This window comes from Herminiimonas fonticola, assembly GCF_040395855.1.
In the GTDB taxonomy this organism is placed as follows: domain Bacteria; phylum Pseudomonadota; class Gammaproteobacteria; order Burkholderiales; family Burkholderiaceae_D; genus Oxalicibacterium; species Oxalicibacterium fonticola_A.
This window is the reverse complement of the sequence record NZ_JBEBPO010000049.1, coordinates 1-17,974: the sequence shown is the minus strand read 5'-3', so window position 1 is coordinate 17,974 and position 17,974 is coordinate 1. Positions and strand designations below refer to the sequence as shown.

16 protein-coding genes are annotated in these 17,974 nt (G+C 54.8%); 6 read left to right on the top strand and 10 right to left on the bottom strand.

Annotation, left to right across the window (positions count from 1 at the left end; genetic code table 11):
- Positions 1-150: 150 nt before the first annotated feature.
- Genes folE2 through ABWP27_RS07960 form a run of 5 tightly spaced genes read right to left on the bottom strand, consistent with a single transcriptional unit; the run spans position 151 to position 4,226 of the window.
- Positions 151-957, bottom strand: a complete 807-nt coding sequence (gene folE2 / locus ABWP27_RS07980) for a GTP cyclohydrolase FolE2 (RefSeq protein WP_353155469.1) — start codon at positions 955-957, stop codon at positions 151-153.
- Positions 958-1,009: 52 nt separating this feature from the next.
- Positions 1,010-2,875 (bottom strand): 1-deoxy-D-xylulose-5-phosphate synthase, encoded by a 1,866-nt coding sequence (dxs, locus tag ABWP27_RS07975; RefSeq protein ID WP_353155467.1) that lies wholly within the window; start codon positions 2,873-2,875, stop codon positions 1,010-1,012.
- A gap of 1 nt (position 2,876) precedes the next feature.
- The gene (locus ABWP27_RS07970; RefSeq protein ID WP_353155466.1) at positions 2,877-3,770 is read right to left on the bottom strand and encodes a polyprenyl synthetase family protein; all 894 of its coding nucleotides are present in this window, start codon (positions 3,768-3,770) and stop codon (positions 2,877-2,879) included.
- A complete protein-coding gene (locus ABWP27_RS07965) occupies positions 3,767-4,024 on the bottom strand; it encodes an exodeoxyribonuclease VII small subunit (protein WP_353155464.1) in 258 nt (85 codons plus the stop codon). Before ABWP27_RS07965 ends, ABWP27_RS07970 begins: the two co-directional genes overlap by 4 nt.
- A 25-nt stretch (positions 4,025-4,049) precedes the next feature.
- Positions 4,050-4,226: a hypothetical protein gene (locus ABWP27_RS07960; protein WP_353155462.1), complete on the bottom strand. Its 177-nt coding sequence runs from the start codon at positions 4,224-4,226 to the stop codon at positions 4,050-4,052.
- A 166-nt stretch (positions 4,227-4,392) separates the two neighbouring features.
- Here ABWP27_RS07960 and ABWP27_RS07955 point away from each other — a divergent pair, with 166 nt between their 5' ends.
- The 3 genes from ABWP27_RS07955 (at position 4,393) to ABWP27_RS07945 (ending at position 7,465) form a co-directional block, all read left to right on the top strand.
- Positions 4,393-5,493: an aromatic ring-hydroxylating oxygenase subunit alpha gene (locus ABWP27_RS07955; RefSeq protein WP_353155460.1), complete on the top strand. Its 1,101-nt coding sequence runs from the start codon at positions 4,393-4,395 to the stop codon at positions 5,491-5,493.
- A 117-nt stretch (positions 5,494-5,610) separates the two neighbouring features.
- Positions 5,611-6,540, top strand: a complete 930-nt coding sequence (locus ABWP27_RS07950; RefSeq protein WP_353155459.1) for a DMT family transporter — start codon at positions 5,611-5,613, stop codon at positions 6,538-6,540.
- A 70-nt stretch (positions 6,541-6,610) separates the two neighbouring features.
- Complete coding sequence (locus ABWP27_RS07945; protein WP_353155457.1) at positions 6,611-7,465, top strand: sulfurtransferase; 855 nt, start codon at positions 6,611-6,613, stop codon at positions 7,463-7,465.
- A gap of 17 nt (positions 7,466-7,482) precedes the next feature.
- On the opposite strand, the gene ABWP27_RS07940 is transcribed toward ABWP27_RS07945, so the two are convergent.
- The 3 genes from ABWP27_RS07940 to polA form a co-directional block, all read right to left on the bottom strand.
- Entirely contained in the window at positions 7,483-8,154 is a 672-nt protein-coding gene (locus tag ABWP27_RS07940) for a ZIP family metal transporter (protein ID WP_353155470.1), read from the bottom strand.
- Positions 8,155-8,381: 227 nt separating this feature from the next.
- Positions 8,382-9,266, bottom strand: a complete 885-nt coding sequence (locus ABWP27_RS07935) for a dienelactone hydrolase family protein (protein ID WP_353155455.1) — start codon at positions 9,264-9,266, stop codon at positions 8,382-8,384.
- Positions 9,267-9,391: 125 nt separating this feature from the next.
- On the bottom strand, positions 9,392-12,157 hold the full coding sequence (gene polA / locus ABWP27_RS07930) for a DNA polymerase I (protein ID WP_353155454.1): 2,766 nt from the start codon (positions 12,155-12,157) through the stop codon (positions 9,392-9,394).
- Between the two features lie 332 nt (positions 12,158-12,489).
- Here polA and ABWP27_RS07925 point away from each other — a divergent pair, with 332 nt between their 5' ends.
- The 3 genes from ABWP27_RS07925 to ABWP27_RS07915 all read left to right on the top strand — a co-directional run bounded on the left by ABWP27_RS07925 (position 12,490) and on the right by ABWP27_RS07915 (position 14,688).
- Positions 12,490-12,858 carry a DUF2782 domain-containing protein gene (locus ABWP27_RS07925; RefSeq protein WP_353155452.1) on the top strand — a complete coding sequence of 123 codons (369 nt, stop codon included), beginning with the start codon at positions 12,490-12,492 and terminating at the stop codon, positions 12,856-12,858.
- Between the two features lie 88 nt (positions 12,859-12,946).
- A complete protein-coding gene (locus tag ABWP27_RS07920) occupies positions 12,947-13,915 on the top strand; it encodes a homoserine kinase (protein ID WP_353155450.1) in 969 nt (322 codons plus the stop codon).
- The gene (locus ABWP27_RS07915) at positions 13,915-14,688 is read left to right on the top strand and encodes a BPSS1780 family membrane protein (RefSeq protein ID WP_353155448.1); all 774 of its coding nucleotides are present in this window, start codon (positions 13,915-13,917) and stop codon (positions 14,686-14,688) included. The genes ABWP27_RS07920 and ABWP27_RS07915 overlap by 1 nt, the downstream gene beginning before the upstream one ends.
- Before the next feature lie 100 nt (positions 14,689-14,788).
- On the opposite strand, the gene ABWP27_RS07910 is transcribed toward ABWP27_RS07915, so the two are convergent.
- Together ABWP27_RS07910 and thiE are read right to left on the bottom strand one after the other, a co-directional pair.
- Positions 14,789-17,077, bottom strand: a complete 2,289-nt coding sequence (locus ABWP27_RS07910) for a UvrD-helicase domain-containing protein (RefSeq protein ID WP_353155447.1) — start codon at positions 17,075-17,077, stop codon at positions 14,789-14,791.
- Between the two features lie 200 nt (positions 17,078-17,277).
- Complete coding sequence (gene thiE, locus ABWP27_RS07905; protein ID WP_353155445.1) at positions 17,278-17,889, bottom strand: thiamine phosphate synthase; 612 nt, start codon at positions 17,887-17,889, stop codon at positions 17,278-17,280.
- Positions 17,890-17,974 lie beyond the last annotated feature (85 nt).

The window sequence follows — 17,974 nt, the reverse complement described above, 5'->3', positions numbered from 1 at the left end:
CGAAGCAAAGAAAGTGAGTGGCAGCCGGGCCACTCCCGGCAACTGAGTGTCATCGAAGAAAAAACAATATCAATTACTGAAAACAAAAAACACAAATAAAAAAAGCCGCCCAGCAAACACTGAACGGCTCCTCATTCAAACAGGAAAAACCTACTTCACCCGCTTGTCACTCTCAATCAATGCATAAGCCGAATGGTTATGAATGGACTCAAAATTCTCGGCCTCCAGCGTATAAGCCAGAACACGTTCGTCATTATTCAGCATCACCGCCACATCGCGCACCAGATCCTCGACAAACTTCGGATTGTCATACGCACGTTCCGTCACGTACTTCTCATCCGGGCGCTTCAGCAAACCATACAGTTCGCATGAAGCCTGCTCTTCGATTTTCGCAATCAATTCCTCGACGACCAGATCGCCATTCAATACTGCATGCACGGTAATGTGCGAGCGCTGATTGTGCGCGCCGTAGGCGGATATCTTTTTCGAGCATGGGCACAGGCTGGTGACCGGAACCAAAACTTTCAGGGTCACTTCCAGTTCGCCGTTTTTCATTTCGCCGGTCAGGCCGACTTCATAATCCATCAGACTTTGCACGCCCGATACCGGCGCCGTCTTGTTGATGAAATACGGAAACGATACTTCGATACGACCTGCATCGGCATCCAGCAGCACCAGCATCTTGCGCATCAAGGCGCCAAATGCGGCCACATCGAGCGGCTGATTATTTTCTTCCAGCAAGGCGATGAAGCGCGACATGTGCGTGCCTTTTTGTTCTTCGGCCAGACGCACATACATATTCCAGCTACCCACCGACGGCTGCACGCCCGACAGCGTTTTAACCGTGATCGGATAACGCACACCCTTGACGCCTACGCGTTGAATGACGATATTCCGGGTATCCGGCGTGCTTTGTACATCGGGAATGGCGCTCATACCGAGATCGCGTGTATTCATTGCAAAACCTATAAAGTGGGCGGCACATCCATGCCGCCGAAAAAACTTACGGTCAGTTATTGACCACCAGGCGCGGTTCGCCTTTGCCGAAACGCTGGCGTATCGTCGCCGCGATACCGGCGGCATCCAGGCCACACATGGCCAGCAACTGCTGCGCATCGCCATGATCGATAAATTGATCCGGCAAGCCCAGATTCAATAGCGGCTTGACGATGCCGGCTGCGGCCAGTGCTTCTGCCACTGCTGCACCCGCCCCGCCCATGATGGAACCTTCTTCCACCGTCACGAAAGCTTCGTGCGTGACGGCCAGGCGCTTCAGCAATTCCACATCCAGCGGTTTGACGAAACGCATATTGGCCACCGTTGCATCCAGTTCTTCACCAGCGTGCAAACTCGGTGCGACCATGGTGCCGAATGCCAGAATCGCAATCCGCTTGCCTTCGCGCCGGATCTCGCCGGTACCAAGCGGAATCGTTGCCAGATTTTTTTCTACCCTGGCGCCTATGCCGCCACCGCGCGGATATCGCACTGCAGCAGGCCCATTGTAGTGGAAACCGGTGGAGAGCATCTGACGGCACTCGTTTTCGTCCGACGCCGCCATCACCACCATGTTAGGAATGCAACGCAAATAGGCGATATCGTAATTGCCCGCGTGGGTGGCGCCATCGGCACCGACCAGGCCGGCGCGATCCAGCGCAAAGGTCACATCAAGATTTTGCAGCGCCACATCATGAATCAGCTGATCGTAACCGCGTTGCAGGAAGGTCGAATAAATCGCCACCACCGGCTTCAGCCCTTCGCATGCCATGCCGGCGGCAAACGTCACCGCATGCTGCTCGGCAATGCCGACATCGTAATAACGGCCAGGAAAACGACGCTCGAACTCGACCATGCCGGAACCCTCGCGCATCGCCGGCGTGATGCCGATCAGCTTGTCGTCGGCCGCCGCCATATCGCACAGCCAGTCGCCAAATACGCTGGTGTAGGTAACTTTGGACGCCGCCGCAGGCTTGATGCCTTCCGCCGGATCGAACTTGCCGGGGCCGTGATACAGCACCGGATCGGCTTCCGCCAGCTTGTAGCCCTGCCCTTTTTTCGTCACCACGTGCAGGAATTGCGGGCCTTTCAGATTCTTCAGATTCTGCAAGGTCGGGATCAGCGAATCCAGATCGTGACCGTCGATAGGTCCGATATAGTTGAAACCGAATTCTTCAAACATGGTGGCCGGCACGATCATGCCCTTGGCATGCTCTTCAAACCGTTTTGCCAACTCGCGCACAGGGGCAGGCAACACGGTTTTGCCGACGTTCTTTGCCGCTGCATAAAACTGGCCCGACATCAAACGCGCCAGATAGCGATTCAGGGCACCGACCGGCGGCGAGATCGACATATCGTTATCGTTCAGTATCACCAGCAAATTGATGTCATCGTAGATGCCGGCGTTGTTCAGCGCTTCAAACGCCATACCGGCGGTCATCGCGCCATCGCCAATAACGGCAATCGCGTGACGGCTTTCACCTTTGGTTTTCGCGGCCAGCGCCATCCCCAATGCCGCGGAAATCGAAGTCGACGAATGTGCGGTGCCGAAGGTGTCGTAAACACTTTCGTCGCGTCGCGGGAAACCCGAGATGCCATCGCGCTGACGCAGGCTGTGCATCTGGTCGCGCCGCCCGGTCAAGATCTTGTGCGGATAGGTTTGATGGCCGACATCCCAGATGATGCGATCTTCCGGCGTGTTGAACACATTGTGCAAGGCGATCGTCAATTCAACAGTGCCGAGATTGGACGACAAGTGCCCACCGGTTGCCGACACGGATTCCAGCACGAACGCACGCAACTCATCGGCCAGTTGCTTGAGCTGTGGGCGTGTGAAATGCCGCATATCGGCCGGGTCATTAATTGTTTCTAGCAAATTCATTCTAGGCTTTCCGCTGCACGATCAAATCCGCGAGTTCTCGCAGGCGTCGCGCCTTGTCTCCAAACTGCTCCAGCGCACGATGAGCTTCCATGCGCAATTTTTCTGCCAGGGCCTGCGATTGCGCCAGCCCCAGAATCGATACATAGGTCGGCTTGTTATCGGCCGCATCCTTGCCCGCCGTTTTGCCCAGCGTGGCCGAATCTGCCGTTGCATCCAGCACATCGTCGACCACCTGAAACGCCAAACCAATCGCGCTGGAATACTGATCCAGCGCAGCTATTTCATTCTCGGATAACTGCTTGCCAGCCAACGCACCGAGCAATACCGACACACGCAACAAGGCGCCGGTTTTCAGCGTGTGCATCTGCTCAAGCTCTTCCAGCGACAGCGTCAATCCTACGCTCGCCAGATCGATGGCCTGACCGCCGCACATACCGAGCGAACCGGATGCCTTGGCGAGCAAGCGCACCATGGACAACTGACGTGCCGGTTCCAGTCGACCATCGGCCAATACATCAAATGCCTGTGACTGCAAGGCATCGCCGACCAGCAACGCGCATGCTTCGTCGTACTTCACATGCACGGTCGGCTTGCCGCGTCGCAGCGCATCGTCGTCCATGCACGGCATATCGTCATGCACCAGCGAATATGCGTGAATCATCTCAACTGCAACCGCGGCACGCGCCAGTTCCGTTTCATCCGCGTCGAACAAGGCGCCGGCGGCATGCACCAGCAAGGGCCGTACGCGCTTGCCGCCATCCAGCACCGCATAGTGCATCGCTTCGTGCAAACGCTCGGGCGTCTGCTGCACCGATGGCAAATACTGCAGCAATGCCTGCTCCATAGCGACCTGAACGGATTTCATCCAGTCTTCAAACATCGGCGCTGTCGTCATTCATCCGCCTCGGCAGCATGAGGATCGACATTGAACGGCTTGAGCATGTCGCCTTCCAGTACCTTGACCTGGCTGTCTACCTTTTCGAGTTGCGCAGCACAATACTTGACCAGCTCCGAGCCGCGCTTGTAGGCGGCCACGGACGCTTCCAGCGGCAGCTCGCCGGCTTCCATGCGCGCGACCAGCTGCTCGAGTTCTGCCATCGCTTCTTCAAACGAAGCAGGCAAGGTGGCGACAGTAAGTTTTTTTGACATAGGGACAGGAAAAAGGTTTAGCCCGTTATTTTAGAGCAATCCACCCGTCAAAGTTGATAAACGCCGCTTCTGCAGTCCCATACACCGCCAGTTTTACAAAATTTTTCCAAAAAACAGAAGGGATCAAGCTTGCTTCTTTGGCAATTTCATTATTTGAGCCGGGTTTTATACGCCATATAAGCAAATGTTTATGTTCTGCCAAGAATGCAATTCCTTGCGCCAAAAAGCTCCCGGACGGGCTTATTCGGCACTTTGACTCTAGGGTATAATCCTCGGTTCTGTCCAAAATTGCCTCTTTATCTCGTTTGATCTAAGGTTTTTGCGGATTCTTTCCTTCTAGGTTGGTGCAAATTAATTTGGAGGTGGGGATGTCCGATCTGGCTAATCTCGCCAAACTCGCGCGCTCTAACGCGCAACTTCCAGTCAACGTCTATTTTGACGAAACGCTGTTGAAGCAGGAAATCCAGCAATTGTTCCGCGATGGCCCGCGTTATGCGGGGCATGAATTGATGGTGCCGAATGCCGGCGACTTTGCCACGCTCGCGTGGGAAAACGAAGGCCGCATGCTGGTACGCAATCCGCAAGGTATCGAATTGCTGTCCAACGTCTGTCGTCATCGCCAGGCGAAAATGTTCAATGGCCGCGGCCATGCGAACAATATCGTCTGTCCGCTGCATCGCTGGACTTATGATCTCAAGGGTGAATTGATAGGCGCGCCGCATTTCGGCGAAACGCCTTGCCTGAACCTGTCGAATACACCGCTGCAAAACTGGAACGGCCTGCTGTTTGAACAAAACGGCGTCAACGTCGCACAAATTTTAAGCAAGCTGGGCGTGACCAAGGATCTGGACTTCAGCGGCTACATGCTGGATCACGTCGAAGTGCACGACTGCAACTACAACTGGAAAACCTTCATCGAAGTTTATCTGGAGGATTACCACGTCGAACCCTTCCATCCCGGCCTCGGCAGCTTTGTCAGTTGCGACGATCTGAAGTGGGAGTTCGGCGATCAGTACAGCGTGCAAACCGTCGGCGTACATAACGCGCTGGCCAAGCACGGCTCGCCCACTTATCAAAAGTGGCAGGAACAGATACTGCAGTTCCGCAAAGGCGAAGCGCCGCCATACGGAGCAATCTGGCTGACGCTGTATCCGAACATCATGGTCGAGTGGTACCCGCACGTGCTGGTCGTGTCTACCGTGTGGCCGGACGGTCCGCAGAAAACGCGTAACGTAGTCGAGTTTTACTACCCGGAAGAAATCGTTTTGTTCGAGCGAGAATTCATCGCTGCCGAACGCGCCGCCTACATGGAAACCTGCGAAGAAGATGATGAAATCGCCTTGCGCATGGATGCCGGCCGCAAAATTCTGATGGATCGCGGCGAAAATGAAGTCGGTCCGTATCAATCGCCGATGGAAGACGGCATGCAGCATTTCCATGAATGGTATCGCCGCCAGCTGGACGTTTGAAAAATGCGTGATACAAATGCTTGATACAACTGCGTGATGCGTGCGATGCGCGCATCACGCATGAATACCCCGCCGTTCCGCCGTGGCATCAATCTCAGCACTCTCACCTCATCAATCATGCAATCACTCTGGATGCTCTTTGCCACCCTCGTCTTTTCAATCATGGGCGTGTGTGTCAAGCTCGCATCGGAAACCTATACCGTCGCCGAAATCGTCATGTATCGCGGCTTCATCGGCATCATCTTCATCTATGCGCTGATCCTGCAACAGGGCGGCACGCTTAAAACCCGATTGGCATGGCAACATCTGTGGCGTTGCGTAGTGGGCGTCACTTCATTGTGGTTATGGTTTTGCGCCATTGCACTGCTGCCGCTGGCGACCGCGATGACGCTCAATTACATGGCACCGATCTGGATCTCGGGGATTCTGTTCGTAGTCGCCTGGCGCAGCGGCAAACGGCGCTTCGAATGGGGCCTGGTCGCCGCCATCTTCATGAGCTTCGCCGGCCTGACCCTGCTTCTGCGTCCATCGATACATGAAGAACAATTGCTAGGCGCATTGTTCGGTTTGTGTTCCGGCATCCTGTCGGCGCTGGCCTACCTGCAAGTACGTCATCTGGGCCAATTGGGCGAACCGGAATCGCGCGTCGTATTTTATTTTTCGGCAACCGGCTTTGTCGCCGGCCTGGCCGGCTGCCTGTTCGATGCCATGACCGGCGGTGCGACATTCACACTACTGCGCCCGCACAGCAGCTACGGCCTGATATTGCTGCTCGGCATAGGCGTGCTGGCCGCAATGGCGCAGATGGCCATGACGCGCGCCTACCGGCTCGGCAATACGCTGGTTACCGCCAATCTGCAATACACGGGCATCGTGTTTGCCAGCATGTGGGGCATCCTGATCTGGAACGATGTACTGGACTGGTTAAGCTGGCTCGGTATCATCATTATTCTGGCGAGCGGCATTGTCGCCACGTTTTACAATATCCGAAGCACGGCAGCGAGCAAAACCATGCCGCCGGTTGATCCGATTGCGACAGAACTTTAAACCGGTTTCGCCTCGCTTTGCCGCCATCCCGTGATGGCGCAATCATCGCTTACACATACAAGGATAAAACATGGCATACACGACATTGATTTCCGCCGCCGATCTGGCCGAACACGTTTTTGCATCGAACTGGGTCGTGCTCGATTGCCGCCACGATCTTGCGAATCCCGATTTCGGCCGCCAGGCTTATGCGGAAGGTCATATTCCCAATGCGCAGTTCGCCCATCTGGATACCGATCTGGCCGGTGAAAAATTCGACGCGGACAAGGTTTTTCGTGGCCGCCATCCCTTGCCCGATCGTGCGAACTTCATTGCCACCTTGCGCCGCTGGGGCATCGACGACGACACGCAAGTCATCGCCTACGATGCACACGGCGGCATGTTCGCCGCGCGCCTGTGGTGGATGCTGAAATGGGTCGGACACGATGCCGTCGCGGTACTCGACGGCGGCCTGCCGGCCTGGCTGGCGCAGGGCATGTTCGTCTCGACCGAAATTACGTCGCGTACGCTGGGCACATTGACCGACAAACCATCACTCGTTACATCCGTCAGTGCCAATGACTTGCTTAACGGTTTGACCGTTGCCGCGCACACCATCATAGATGCACGTGCACCGGATAGATTCCGCGGCGAGAATGAAACGCTGGATCCGGTCGGCGGCCATATTCCGGGCGCGAAGAACCGCTTCTTCAAGGACAATCTGCAAGCCGATGGCCGCTTCAAATCTGCGGATCAATTACGTAGCGAATTCAGTGAGCTGATCAAGAATCCGGAAACTGCAGTCATGCAATGCGGTTCAGGCGTCACCGCCTGCCACAATCTGCTGGCACTGGAAGTAGCAGGATTATCCGGCGCGGCACTGTATCCGGGTTCGTGGAGTGAATGGTGCGCCGATCCATCGCGGCCGGTCGCACAAACTGTCTAGAAATGATGCGCCGCACTTCAGTGCGTGTGCGCATTACCCGTCAGGAATAAAACGATACCGACACCAAGTGCGATCAGCAGCACTTGCGGTATCGTTTCGCGCATCGATGCGCGGCGCTGCATCTGCGGCATCAAATCGCTGACTGCGATGTAAATGAATCCTGACGAAGCAAATACCAGCACGTAGGGTATCCACGACTTTGCCTGATCCAGCAACAGGTAGCCGAGCACACCACCCACGACCGCCATCAAGCCGGAAATAAGGTTGTACGCATACGCGCGCCTGCGTGTAAAACCTGCGTTCAGCAAAATGATGAAATCGCCGATTTCCTGCGGGATTTCATGCGCGATAATCGCCAGGCCGGTCATGATGCCGAGATGCGGATCAGCCAGAAAAGCAGCGGCGATCAGAATGCCGTCAGTGAAATTATGCAGGCTGTCGCCCACCAGTATCATCCAGCCAGCCTTGCCCGCTTCATGCGCATCATGGCCGTGATGATGACCATGTCCGTCATGTTCGTGATGATGCGAGTGACGCAGAATGGCCAGTTTTTCCAGCAGAAAAAAAGCCAGCAAACCACCCAGCAAGACGGCAAACAGCGTGTGTGCATTAGCCTCGGACTCGAAGGCTTCCGGCAAGGCATGCAGCAAGGAAGTTGCCAGCAAAATCCCGACCGACAGGCTGACCATGCGATCGACCAGTTTCGACAACAGCGAAAAGGAAAACAGCGCTGCAGCGGAAATGCTGAACACGCCGGAAATGGCGGTGGTCAGCAAAATGGAAACGAGCGTGGAATTAATTTTGGATCTCGATTAGATGCAACAAGGTTGCAAATTAGAACATATCGAATCCGTTTGAGCAATAAAAAACGCGATAGTGACACGCACTATCGCGTTTTCGGCCGGACTAAAACGCGTCAGCTCACACCGTGCGTTTTGAACCAGGTCAGTGCCTGTTGCCAGCCTTCCTTTGCATCCGCCTCGACATAGCTGGTGCGATAATCGGCATGGAATGCATGGCCGGAATTCTTGAACACGATGAATTCCGATTTGCTGCGGCCTTTGGCCAATGCATCTTTCATCTGCACCACGGTGGCAACCGGAATACCGCCATCCTGCGCACCGTACAAGCCGAGCACAGGCGCTTTCAGCGTGGCGGCAATATCAATCGGATTTTTCGGTGTCAGTGCTGTATTGCTGCCGACCAGACGGCCGTACCAGGAGACACCAGCCTTGATCTTTGGATTATGCGCAGCATACAGCCAGGTGATACGTCCGCCCCAGCAGAAACCGGTAATGCCGAGCTTGTCCGTATTGCCGCCATGCGCTTTGGCCCATGCCACGACAGCATCCAGATCCGTCATGACCTGCGCATCCGGCACCTTGGAAATAATTTCCTTCTGCAATTCCGCTATGGTGCCGTAGGAGCCAGGATCGCCCTGGCGCACAAACAATTCAGGTGCCAGCGCCAGATAGCCAAGCTTGGCAAAACGGCGCGTCACATCGGCGATGTATTCATGCACGCCAAAAATTTCCGAGATGACCAGGATCACCGGAAGATTGGTTTTCCCTTCCGGTTGCGCACGATAGACAGGCACCGCCTGGCCATTCACGTTCACGGTAATTTCACCTGCCGTCAAACCTTTGGCATCGGTCTTGACGACGTTTTGCGCACACACCGGTAACACTGCTGCTGCAAAACCGGTGCCCAAGGCCGTCTTCAAAAAACCGCGCCTATCAACACCATCAGAGATAGATGTTTTTGCGACCAGACTATCGAAATCTTCTTTCAAATTTTCCATTGCAATCCTCCAGTGAACAGCCTTGCATCTCAATTGAAAATATTCGCTGCCTTATCCACATGCGCAATGACAGCAAACGGCGAAATCAATATTCACATCCATTTGTATTGCATACGCATCCATGATCAATGCGCTTCATCCCAATTTTTACCCACACCAACTTCAGCAATCAAAGGCACTTTCAATTCTGCGACCTTGCGCATCAGTTCCGGCAGTTTCTCACGCACCAGCGCCAACTCGGTTTCCGGCACTTCCAGCACCAGTTCATCGTGCACCTGCATGATCATTTTGGTTTGCAGCTTTTCTACTTCCAGCCAACCCTGCACGGCGATCATCGCCAGTTTGATCAAATCAGCTGCCGTGCCTTGCATGGGCGCATTAATCGCCGCGCGTTCGGCGCCCTGACGACGCGGGCCGTTGGGTGAATTGATTTCCGGCAGCCACAAACGGCGGCCGAATACCGTCTGCACATAACCGCGCGCTTTTGCTTCCAGCCGCGTGTCATCCATGTAACGCTTGACGCCAGAAAAACGATAAAAATATTTTTCTATATAACTTTGCGCCGCCGAACGTTCGATGCCGAGATTGCCGGCCAGACCGAATGCACTCATGCCATAGATCAAGCCGAAATTGATCACCTTTGCATAGCGGCGCTGCTCGCTGCTGACATCGCTACGCGTGACGCCAAAAATTTCGGCGGCAGTCGCGCGATGAATGTCTTCGCCTTCAGAAAACGCACGCAACATGTTTTCATCGCCCGAGATGTGCGCCATGATGCGCAACTCGATTTGCGAATAATCCGCCGATACAATCACGCTGCCTGGCGGCGCGATAAATGCCTCGCGTATGCGACGTCCTTCCGCATTGCGGATAGGAATGTTTTGCAGGTTGGGATCGTTCGATGACAAGCGTCCGGTTACCGCCACCGCCTGCGCATAATTCGTATGCACGCGCCCGGTAGTCGGATCGATCATTTTCGGCAGCTTGTCGGTGTAGGTTGATTTCAATTTCGACAGGCCGCGATACTCCAGCAAGAGCTTGGGCAAGGGATAATCTTCGGCCAGCTTTTGCAGCACTTCTTCATCGGTGGATGGAGCGCCGGACGGCGTTTTCTTGACGACCGGCAGCTTCATCTTTTCAAAGAAAATTTCGCCTATCTGTTTGGGCGAACTCAGGTTGAACGGCTGGCCGGCCAGTTCGTATGCATGCTGCTCTATCTCCAGCATGCGCTTGCCGAGCTCATGCGATTGCGTAGCGAGCAAGGCCGGATCTATCAGTACGCCATTGCGCTCCACCTTCTGCAACACGACTGCAGTCGGCAACTCTATTTTTTCATAAATGAAACTCAGACCTGCATCTGCAGCCACATGCGGAAACATGCGCTGATGCAGTTGCAGCGTAATGTCCGCATCTTCAGCCGCGTACTCGCTTGCACGAGCGATATCGACCTGATCGAAACACAGCTGCGATGCACCCTTGCCGCACACATCCTGAAACGTAATCGTCTTGCGATTCAAGTGGCGCAACGCAAGGCTGTCCATATCGTGACTGCGATGCGATTCAAACACATACGATTGCAGCAAGGTGTCATGCACGATGCCGCGCAAAGTCACGCCGTGATTGGCGAAGATGTGACTGTCGTATTTCAGATTTTGTCCGACCTTGGCTTTGCTGTCATCTTCCAGCCATGTGCGCAATTTTTCCAAAACAAAATCACGCGACAATTGTTCAGGCGCATCCTGATAGCGATGTGCCACCGGAATATAAGCTGCAACGCCGGGCTCGCAGCACAATGAAATGCCTACCAGCTGCGCCTGCATAGGCTCCAGCGACGTTGTTTCGGTATCGACCGCTGTCAGTTCGGCGGCATTGATTTTCTGCAGCCAGCGCTCCAGGTCTGTTGCCGTCAACACGGTTTCGTAATGCTTTTCCACTTCCGGCAAATCTTCGCCAAACAATGCGCCTTGCGGTGCCAATGCAGTGGTCACAGCGGCGGTCGCCGTATTGGTACTACCGGACGCTTCAGCATCTCCTGTCAATTCGCGCAACCAGCTCTTGAAGCCATTCCGCTTGAAGAAGGCAACCATGGCTTCCTTGTCTTCCGGTTTTTGCGCCAGCGATTCCGGTATCGATGCCATGTGCGCGGATAGATCGCAATCGGTTTTGACGGTGATCAAGACCTTGGCTTGCGGCAGCCAATCCAGCGCGCGCCGCAAGTTTTCACCCACCACACCCTTGATTTCTGCCGCGTGCTCGACGATACCGTCCAGCGTGCCGTATTGCGTCAGCCATTTGACCGCTGTTTTCGGCCCGACTTTTTCCACACCAGGCACGTTATCGACGGTATCGCCTATCAGGGTCAGGTAATCGACAATGCGCTCGGGCGGCACACCGAATTTGACCTGCACGCCGTCACGATCGAGTATTTCACCGCTCATCGTATTGACCAGCGTCACATGCTCATTGACGAGCTGCGCCAGATCCTTGTCGCCGGTCGAGATCACCGTGTTCATTCCATGTCCGACCGCTGCCACCGCCAGCGTGGCGATCACATCATCGGCCTCGATCCCGTCCACCATCAATATGGGCCAGCCCATCGCGCGCACCGCTTCGTGTATCGGTTCGATCTGCCGCGCCAGGTCATCCGGCATGGAAGCACGCTGCGCCTTGTATTCAGCGTACAGATCGTCGCGGAAAGTCTTGCCCTTGGCATCGAATACGCACGCCATATACTCGGCATCCGGATAATCCTTGCGCAGGCGACGCAGCATATTGATCATGCCGTAGATGGCGCCGGTTGGCGCCCCTTCAGGGCCGCGCAAATCCGGCATCGCATGGAAGGCGCGATACAAATAGCTGGAACCATCGACTAACAACAGGGTTTTATTCATAGGAATTCGGTAGGGAAAAGCGGCCGGCTGAAACAAGGGTGTTCATGGCAAACGGCTACGATTATGGCAGAGTTTGTACAGCCGAATATTCAGTCTGGCCATTTCGAGCGCACCACAATGAGGAAGCGCCTGCCTTGCGACAGATTGGTATTATGAAAATGCCAGTACCATTCCGATAGACGGCAATATGCGGACAGAACTATTTTCTACAGGCATGAGCCGGTTTGCTACAATGAAGTACCTTGGTTTCCTTTCAACGTCGGCTTCTATAAAACATCATGCGCACATCCAAACTTTGGTCTCTTGTTACGATTTCCGCAGCGGCAATCGCAATGCCTCTGATTGTCAGCGCACAAGACACGCCGCCAAGCAAGAATTTCGCACCGGCGCCGCCGCAAATGGAACGCCTGGAAGAAGGTGAAGCGCCTGCCGTGACGATACGTCAGCCCGATACACAGAAAAAAATCACCGAAAAGAAATCACAAGGCAAAGTCACTGAAGTAAAAGTGCAAACCGGCAGAACCACGTACTACGCCAAACCGAACGATCCGGCCGGCAGCGCAATGCGTGGTGACGGGCAAAGCGATACCACGCGTCCGGTGCAATTTCAAATCGGCGAATTCGGCCAGCCGAAAAGCATTCCGGCTACCGATCCCGTGCAGACTTTGCAGCCTGCGCCTGCGCCTGCGCCCGCCAAGTAAGTTTTTGCATGCAACCCGCTCAAAAATAACGCACGCAGCTGCGTTATTTTTTGTTTTTTGATCACAGGTATTTTTCTCTTATTTCCTCATGGCAGTATTTACTCCGGTCAGCCTGGATGACCTCACTTCGTGGATAACGCAATTTGATCTCGGCCGCGCGCTGACGATCAAGGGCATTTCATCCGGCATTGAAAACAGCAATTTTTTCATCACCACCGAGCGCGGCGAATATGTGCTGACGGTGTTTGAAAAACTCACGTTTGAGCAACTGCCGTTTTACCTGAACCTGATGCGTCATCTGGCCGAAGGCGGCGTCGCGGTGCCTGCACCTGTCGCCAATCGAAATGGCTCCATCGTCAATGCCCTGCATGGCAAACCGGCCTCGATTGTGACCAAGCTGGAAGGTCACTGTCAGCTTGCACCTCAACCTGTGCATTGCGCCGCAGTCGGCGCGATGCTCGCCTGCATGCACATGGCCGCAGAAGATTTCGAGATACGCCAGCCGAATCTGCGCGGACTGGAGTGGTGGAATGAAACCACGCCTGTCGTCATGCCTTATCTTTCCGATAGCAACAAGCAGTTGCTGGCGACAGAAATCATTTTCCAGAATGCATTTGCCGATACCGATGCTTTCAGGGAATTGCCTAACGGCCCTATCCATGCCGACCTGTTCCGTAACAATGTCATGTTCGACGGCGAACAACTGACCGGATTCTTCGATTTTTATTTTGCCGGTTGCGATACCTGGCTGTTCGATGTCGCCGTCACCGTCAACGACTGGTGCATCGATGTAGAAAGCGGCGAGCTGGACCAGCCCCGGGTACGCGCCATGCTGGATGCGTATCACGAGATACGTCCGTTTACAGCAGTAGAGCAAAGCGCATGGCAAGCCATGTTGCGTGCCAGTGCGTTGCGCTTCTGGCTGTCGCGCCTGTATGATTTCCATATGCCGCGCGATGCCGAAATGCTGACACCGCACGACCCCGCGCACTTTGAACGCATATTGCGCCTGCGCATTGCGCAGACTGCACCTGCACTTTTCACAACGGCTGGATGATGGAAAAACTACCTGCAAGCACCGGCTGGTTATGGGTCAAGGAAGGTTTTGCCCTGTTCCGCAAGCAACCGGCCGAACTGTCCACGCTGTTCTTCGGCTACATGTTCCTGATGCTGGCGCTCGGCATCATTCCGGTCATCGGCCAATTGCTGCCGCTGATTCTGGTGCCGCTGTTTTCCATGACCTTCATGCATGCATGCGTGCATATAGAAACCGGCAAACGCGTCTATCCGAATCTGCTGCTGGTCGGTTTCCGTTCACCGGCCGTGCGCAATCTGATCAAGCTCGGCACGCTGTATCTGGTGGCAGCTATCGTTGCGGTCGGCGCTTCCAGCCTGATTGATGGCGGCGTGTTCTGGCAGGCTATCACCGGCCAGATCGCACTGGATACGGAAACCGTGCGTGCCTCCAACATGACGCTGGCGATGTTGTTTGCAGCTGCGGTATATACGCCGGCGGCGATGGCATTCTGGTATGCCGCGCCGCTGATTGCATGGCAAAACATGAGTGTGGGCAAGGCGATTTTTTACAGCTTCTTCGCCGTACGCCGGGCCGGCAAGGCATTTCTGGTTTACGGTCTGGCGTGGGTGACCATCGGCATGATCTTGCCGGTTATCGTAAGCTCGATCATCGGCATGTTGCTGAACTCGTCAACCGCTTCCATTTTTCTTTTGTTGCCGATGTCGCTGGTACTGACGGTCATCATGTACTGCTCGTTTTATCCTACCTATACGCACCTGTTCGGCCCTGCGCCGGAACCGCTGCCGTCATAAAACACACTGCAGTTAAAAGCTTGAGAGCATCAAGCACACGTTTTCCGCTCTACTCTAAAAAACCTGCGCCGAATTGCAATTTGGCGCAGGTTTTTTGTTTTTAGCCAGCCACTTTATCCAGCTTGGCGATACTCAAATCCAGCAATTTCATTCCGTGCCGCCCAAAGTTGATATGCGCACGGGCACTGCCGCCGCTGCCTTCTATATTGACGATCACCCCTTCGCCAAACTTGGCATGCGCAACCGACTCGCCTATGCGCCAGCCGATATCGCTCTTGACGATGTTTTGCGCAATCCTGTTGGAGCCCGCACCGAGTGCGTCTTCCCACGCCGCCTTGGGATGCGCATACCATTGATGCGCCGGCTGCTGTACTTTGGGCGACAGCCATTTCAATGAGTCTTCCGGCATTTCATCGAAGAAGCGCGATTTCATGTTGTAGCGCGTCTGGCCGTGCAGCATGCGCGTTTGTGAAAAGCTGATATACAGCCTGCGCTTGGCACGCGTGATGGCCACATACATCAAACGCCGCTCTTCCTCGACCCCGCCCTCTTCCTTCTGCGAATTCTCGTGCGGGAACAAACCTTCTTCAAGGCCGGTGATGAACACCGCATCGAATTCCAGGCCCTTGGCCGAATGCACGGTCATCAATTGCAGCGCATCCTGTCCGGCCTGCGCCTGATTGTCGCCCGCTTCCAGCGACGCATGCGAGAGAAAGGCCGATAAGGGCGACATTACCGCCGGCAAGGGCGCATCCGCATCCAGCACCTCAATACCGTCTTGCGTGGTAATGGCCGGGCCTGCCATCTGTTCGCTGGTCGGCCCCATCAATGCAGGCGCATCGTGACCGAAACCTTCTTCCGAAACGAACAGCGTCGCGGCACTCACCAACTGCTCCAGATTTTCTATCCGGTCCGCACCTTCTTTTTCCTTCTGATAATGCGTGATCAAGCCGCTGGCATCGATTACCACCTGCACCATTTCCGGCAGAGGCAGATGCTGCGTTTCAAAGCGTGCACCTTCTATCAATTTGACAAAGGCGCCGAGCGAAGTACCCGCCTTGCCCGAGACATACGGCACGGCGGCATACAGAGAAATACCGTATTGTTTCGCCGCATCCTGCAACTGCTCCAGCGAACGTGCACCTATGCCGCGGGTCGGGAAATTCACCACGCGCAAAAAGGCAGAGTCGTTGTGCAGATTGTCCATCAACTGCAGATACGCGATCGCATGCTTGACTTCGGCGCGCTCGAAAAAGCGCTGTCCGCCATAGACGCGATACGGAATACCGGCCGAGAACAGCGCATGTTCGATCACGCGCGATTGCGCATTCGAGCGATACAGCACGGCAATCTCGCTACGCGTGCCGCCTTCTGCAATCAGGCTTTTCGTTTCTTCGATGATCCATTGCGCTTCCTGCAGATCGCTGGTGGATTCAAAAATTCTTACCTGTTCGCCATGCCCGGCATCGGTGTGCAGATTCTTGCCCAGCCGTTTAGTGTTATTGGCAATCAGCGTATTGGCGGTATCGAGAATATGGCCATGCGAGCGATAGTTCTGCTCCAGCTTGATCAGGTTTTCAACCTTGAACTCGCGCTCGAAGGCACTCATATTGCCCACGTTCGCACCGCGGAAAGCGTAGATGCTTTGATCGTCGTCACCGACGGCAAACACTGCGCCTTGCGTGCCGGCCATCAACTTCAACCAGTTGTATTGCAGGTTATTCGTATCCTGAAATTCATCGACCAGAATATGCTTGAAGCGTGACTGATAATGTTCGCGCAGCGGCTGATTCCGGCTCAGTAATTCATAGGTGCGCAACAACAGCTCGGCAAAATCGACCACGCCTTCACGCTGGCATTGCTGATCGTAGATTTCGTACAGCTCGACCATCTTGCGGTTGTAATCGTCGAAGGCTTCCACGTCCTGCGCACGCAAGCCATTGTCTTTCGCGCCATTGATGAAGTACATCAGATTGCGCGGCGGATATTTTTCATCGTCGATATTGTTCGCCTTCAGCAAACGCTTGATCATCGACAATTGATCCTGCGAATCCAGAATCTGGAAAGTCTGCGGCAAAGCCGCATCGCGGTAATGTGCGCGCAACAGGCGATTGCACAATCCGTGAAACGTCCCTATCCACATGCCGCGCGTATTGATCGGCATCATCGCCGACAGACGCGTCATCATTTCCTTCGCCGCCTTGTTGGTAAAGGTCACCGCGAGTATGCCGGCCGGCGAGACCTGCCCGGTCTGGATCAGCCATGCGATACGCGTCGTCAGCACGCGCGTCTTGCCCGATCCGGCGCCGGCCAGAATCAGAGCGGGTTGAGCGGGCAAGGTGACAGCGGCGAGTTGTTCTGGATTGAGATTGTGAAGAAGATTTTGCATCTGTCGATTATAGCTGTCGCGAGGTGCTGATGCGCCGCTGATTACATGCAGTCACACTGTTGGCAATAACGCACTCACTCTGCAGACAAGCAACATTCCTGGCGTAAAAAAATTGCCGGTCTTTCACTCAACACACAATGTTGATGAAAGACCGGCAATCTGCATATTTGCCGTGCGACGGATGCGCACGGAGATAAAAATTACTCGGCAAATAAATTGACGAAAGCACGCGCCGCAGCCTGCGGATCGCCGGCGAGATAGATGCTGCTGATGGCGGCGACCATATCCGCACCATTCTTGACCAGCGGCGCCGCATTTTCTTTCGTCATGCCGCCAATCACACAACTAGGCACCTTGCCCTGCTCTTTCCAGTGCGCGACGATCATAGGGTCGGTCGTAACCGGATATTTCTTCACCTTCGATGGGTAGAAGCCACCGAAAGCCACGTAACTGGCGCCTGCCGCTTCTGCTGCATGTGCCATTTCCAGGCTGCCGTAGCAGGAAGAGCCAAGAATCTTGTTCGGGCCGATTGCCTTGCGTACTTCCGCGACGGCCATATCGGTGCCACCGACATGGATGCCGTCGGCGTCGAGTTCCATGCACAGATCAATGTAGTCATTGATGATAAATGGGCATTGATAGCTTTTGGCAAGCGCCTGCAGACATTCAGCCTGCTCACGACGCAAAGCAGCATCCGCCGTTTTATGGCGATATTGCAGCAAGGTGACGCCGCCTTTCAGCGCCAGCTCGGTAATTTCCAGCAACTTGCGGGTGTCGTCCCAATCGGGGGTGACGAGATACAAACCTTGCATACTGTTTTCCTGATGAATTCTATTAAATGTTTACTTAACCACGCGTCCCGCCATAGGCGAAGACGGCGAAGCAGAGAAGCGTTTG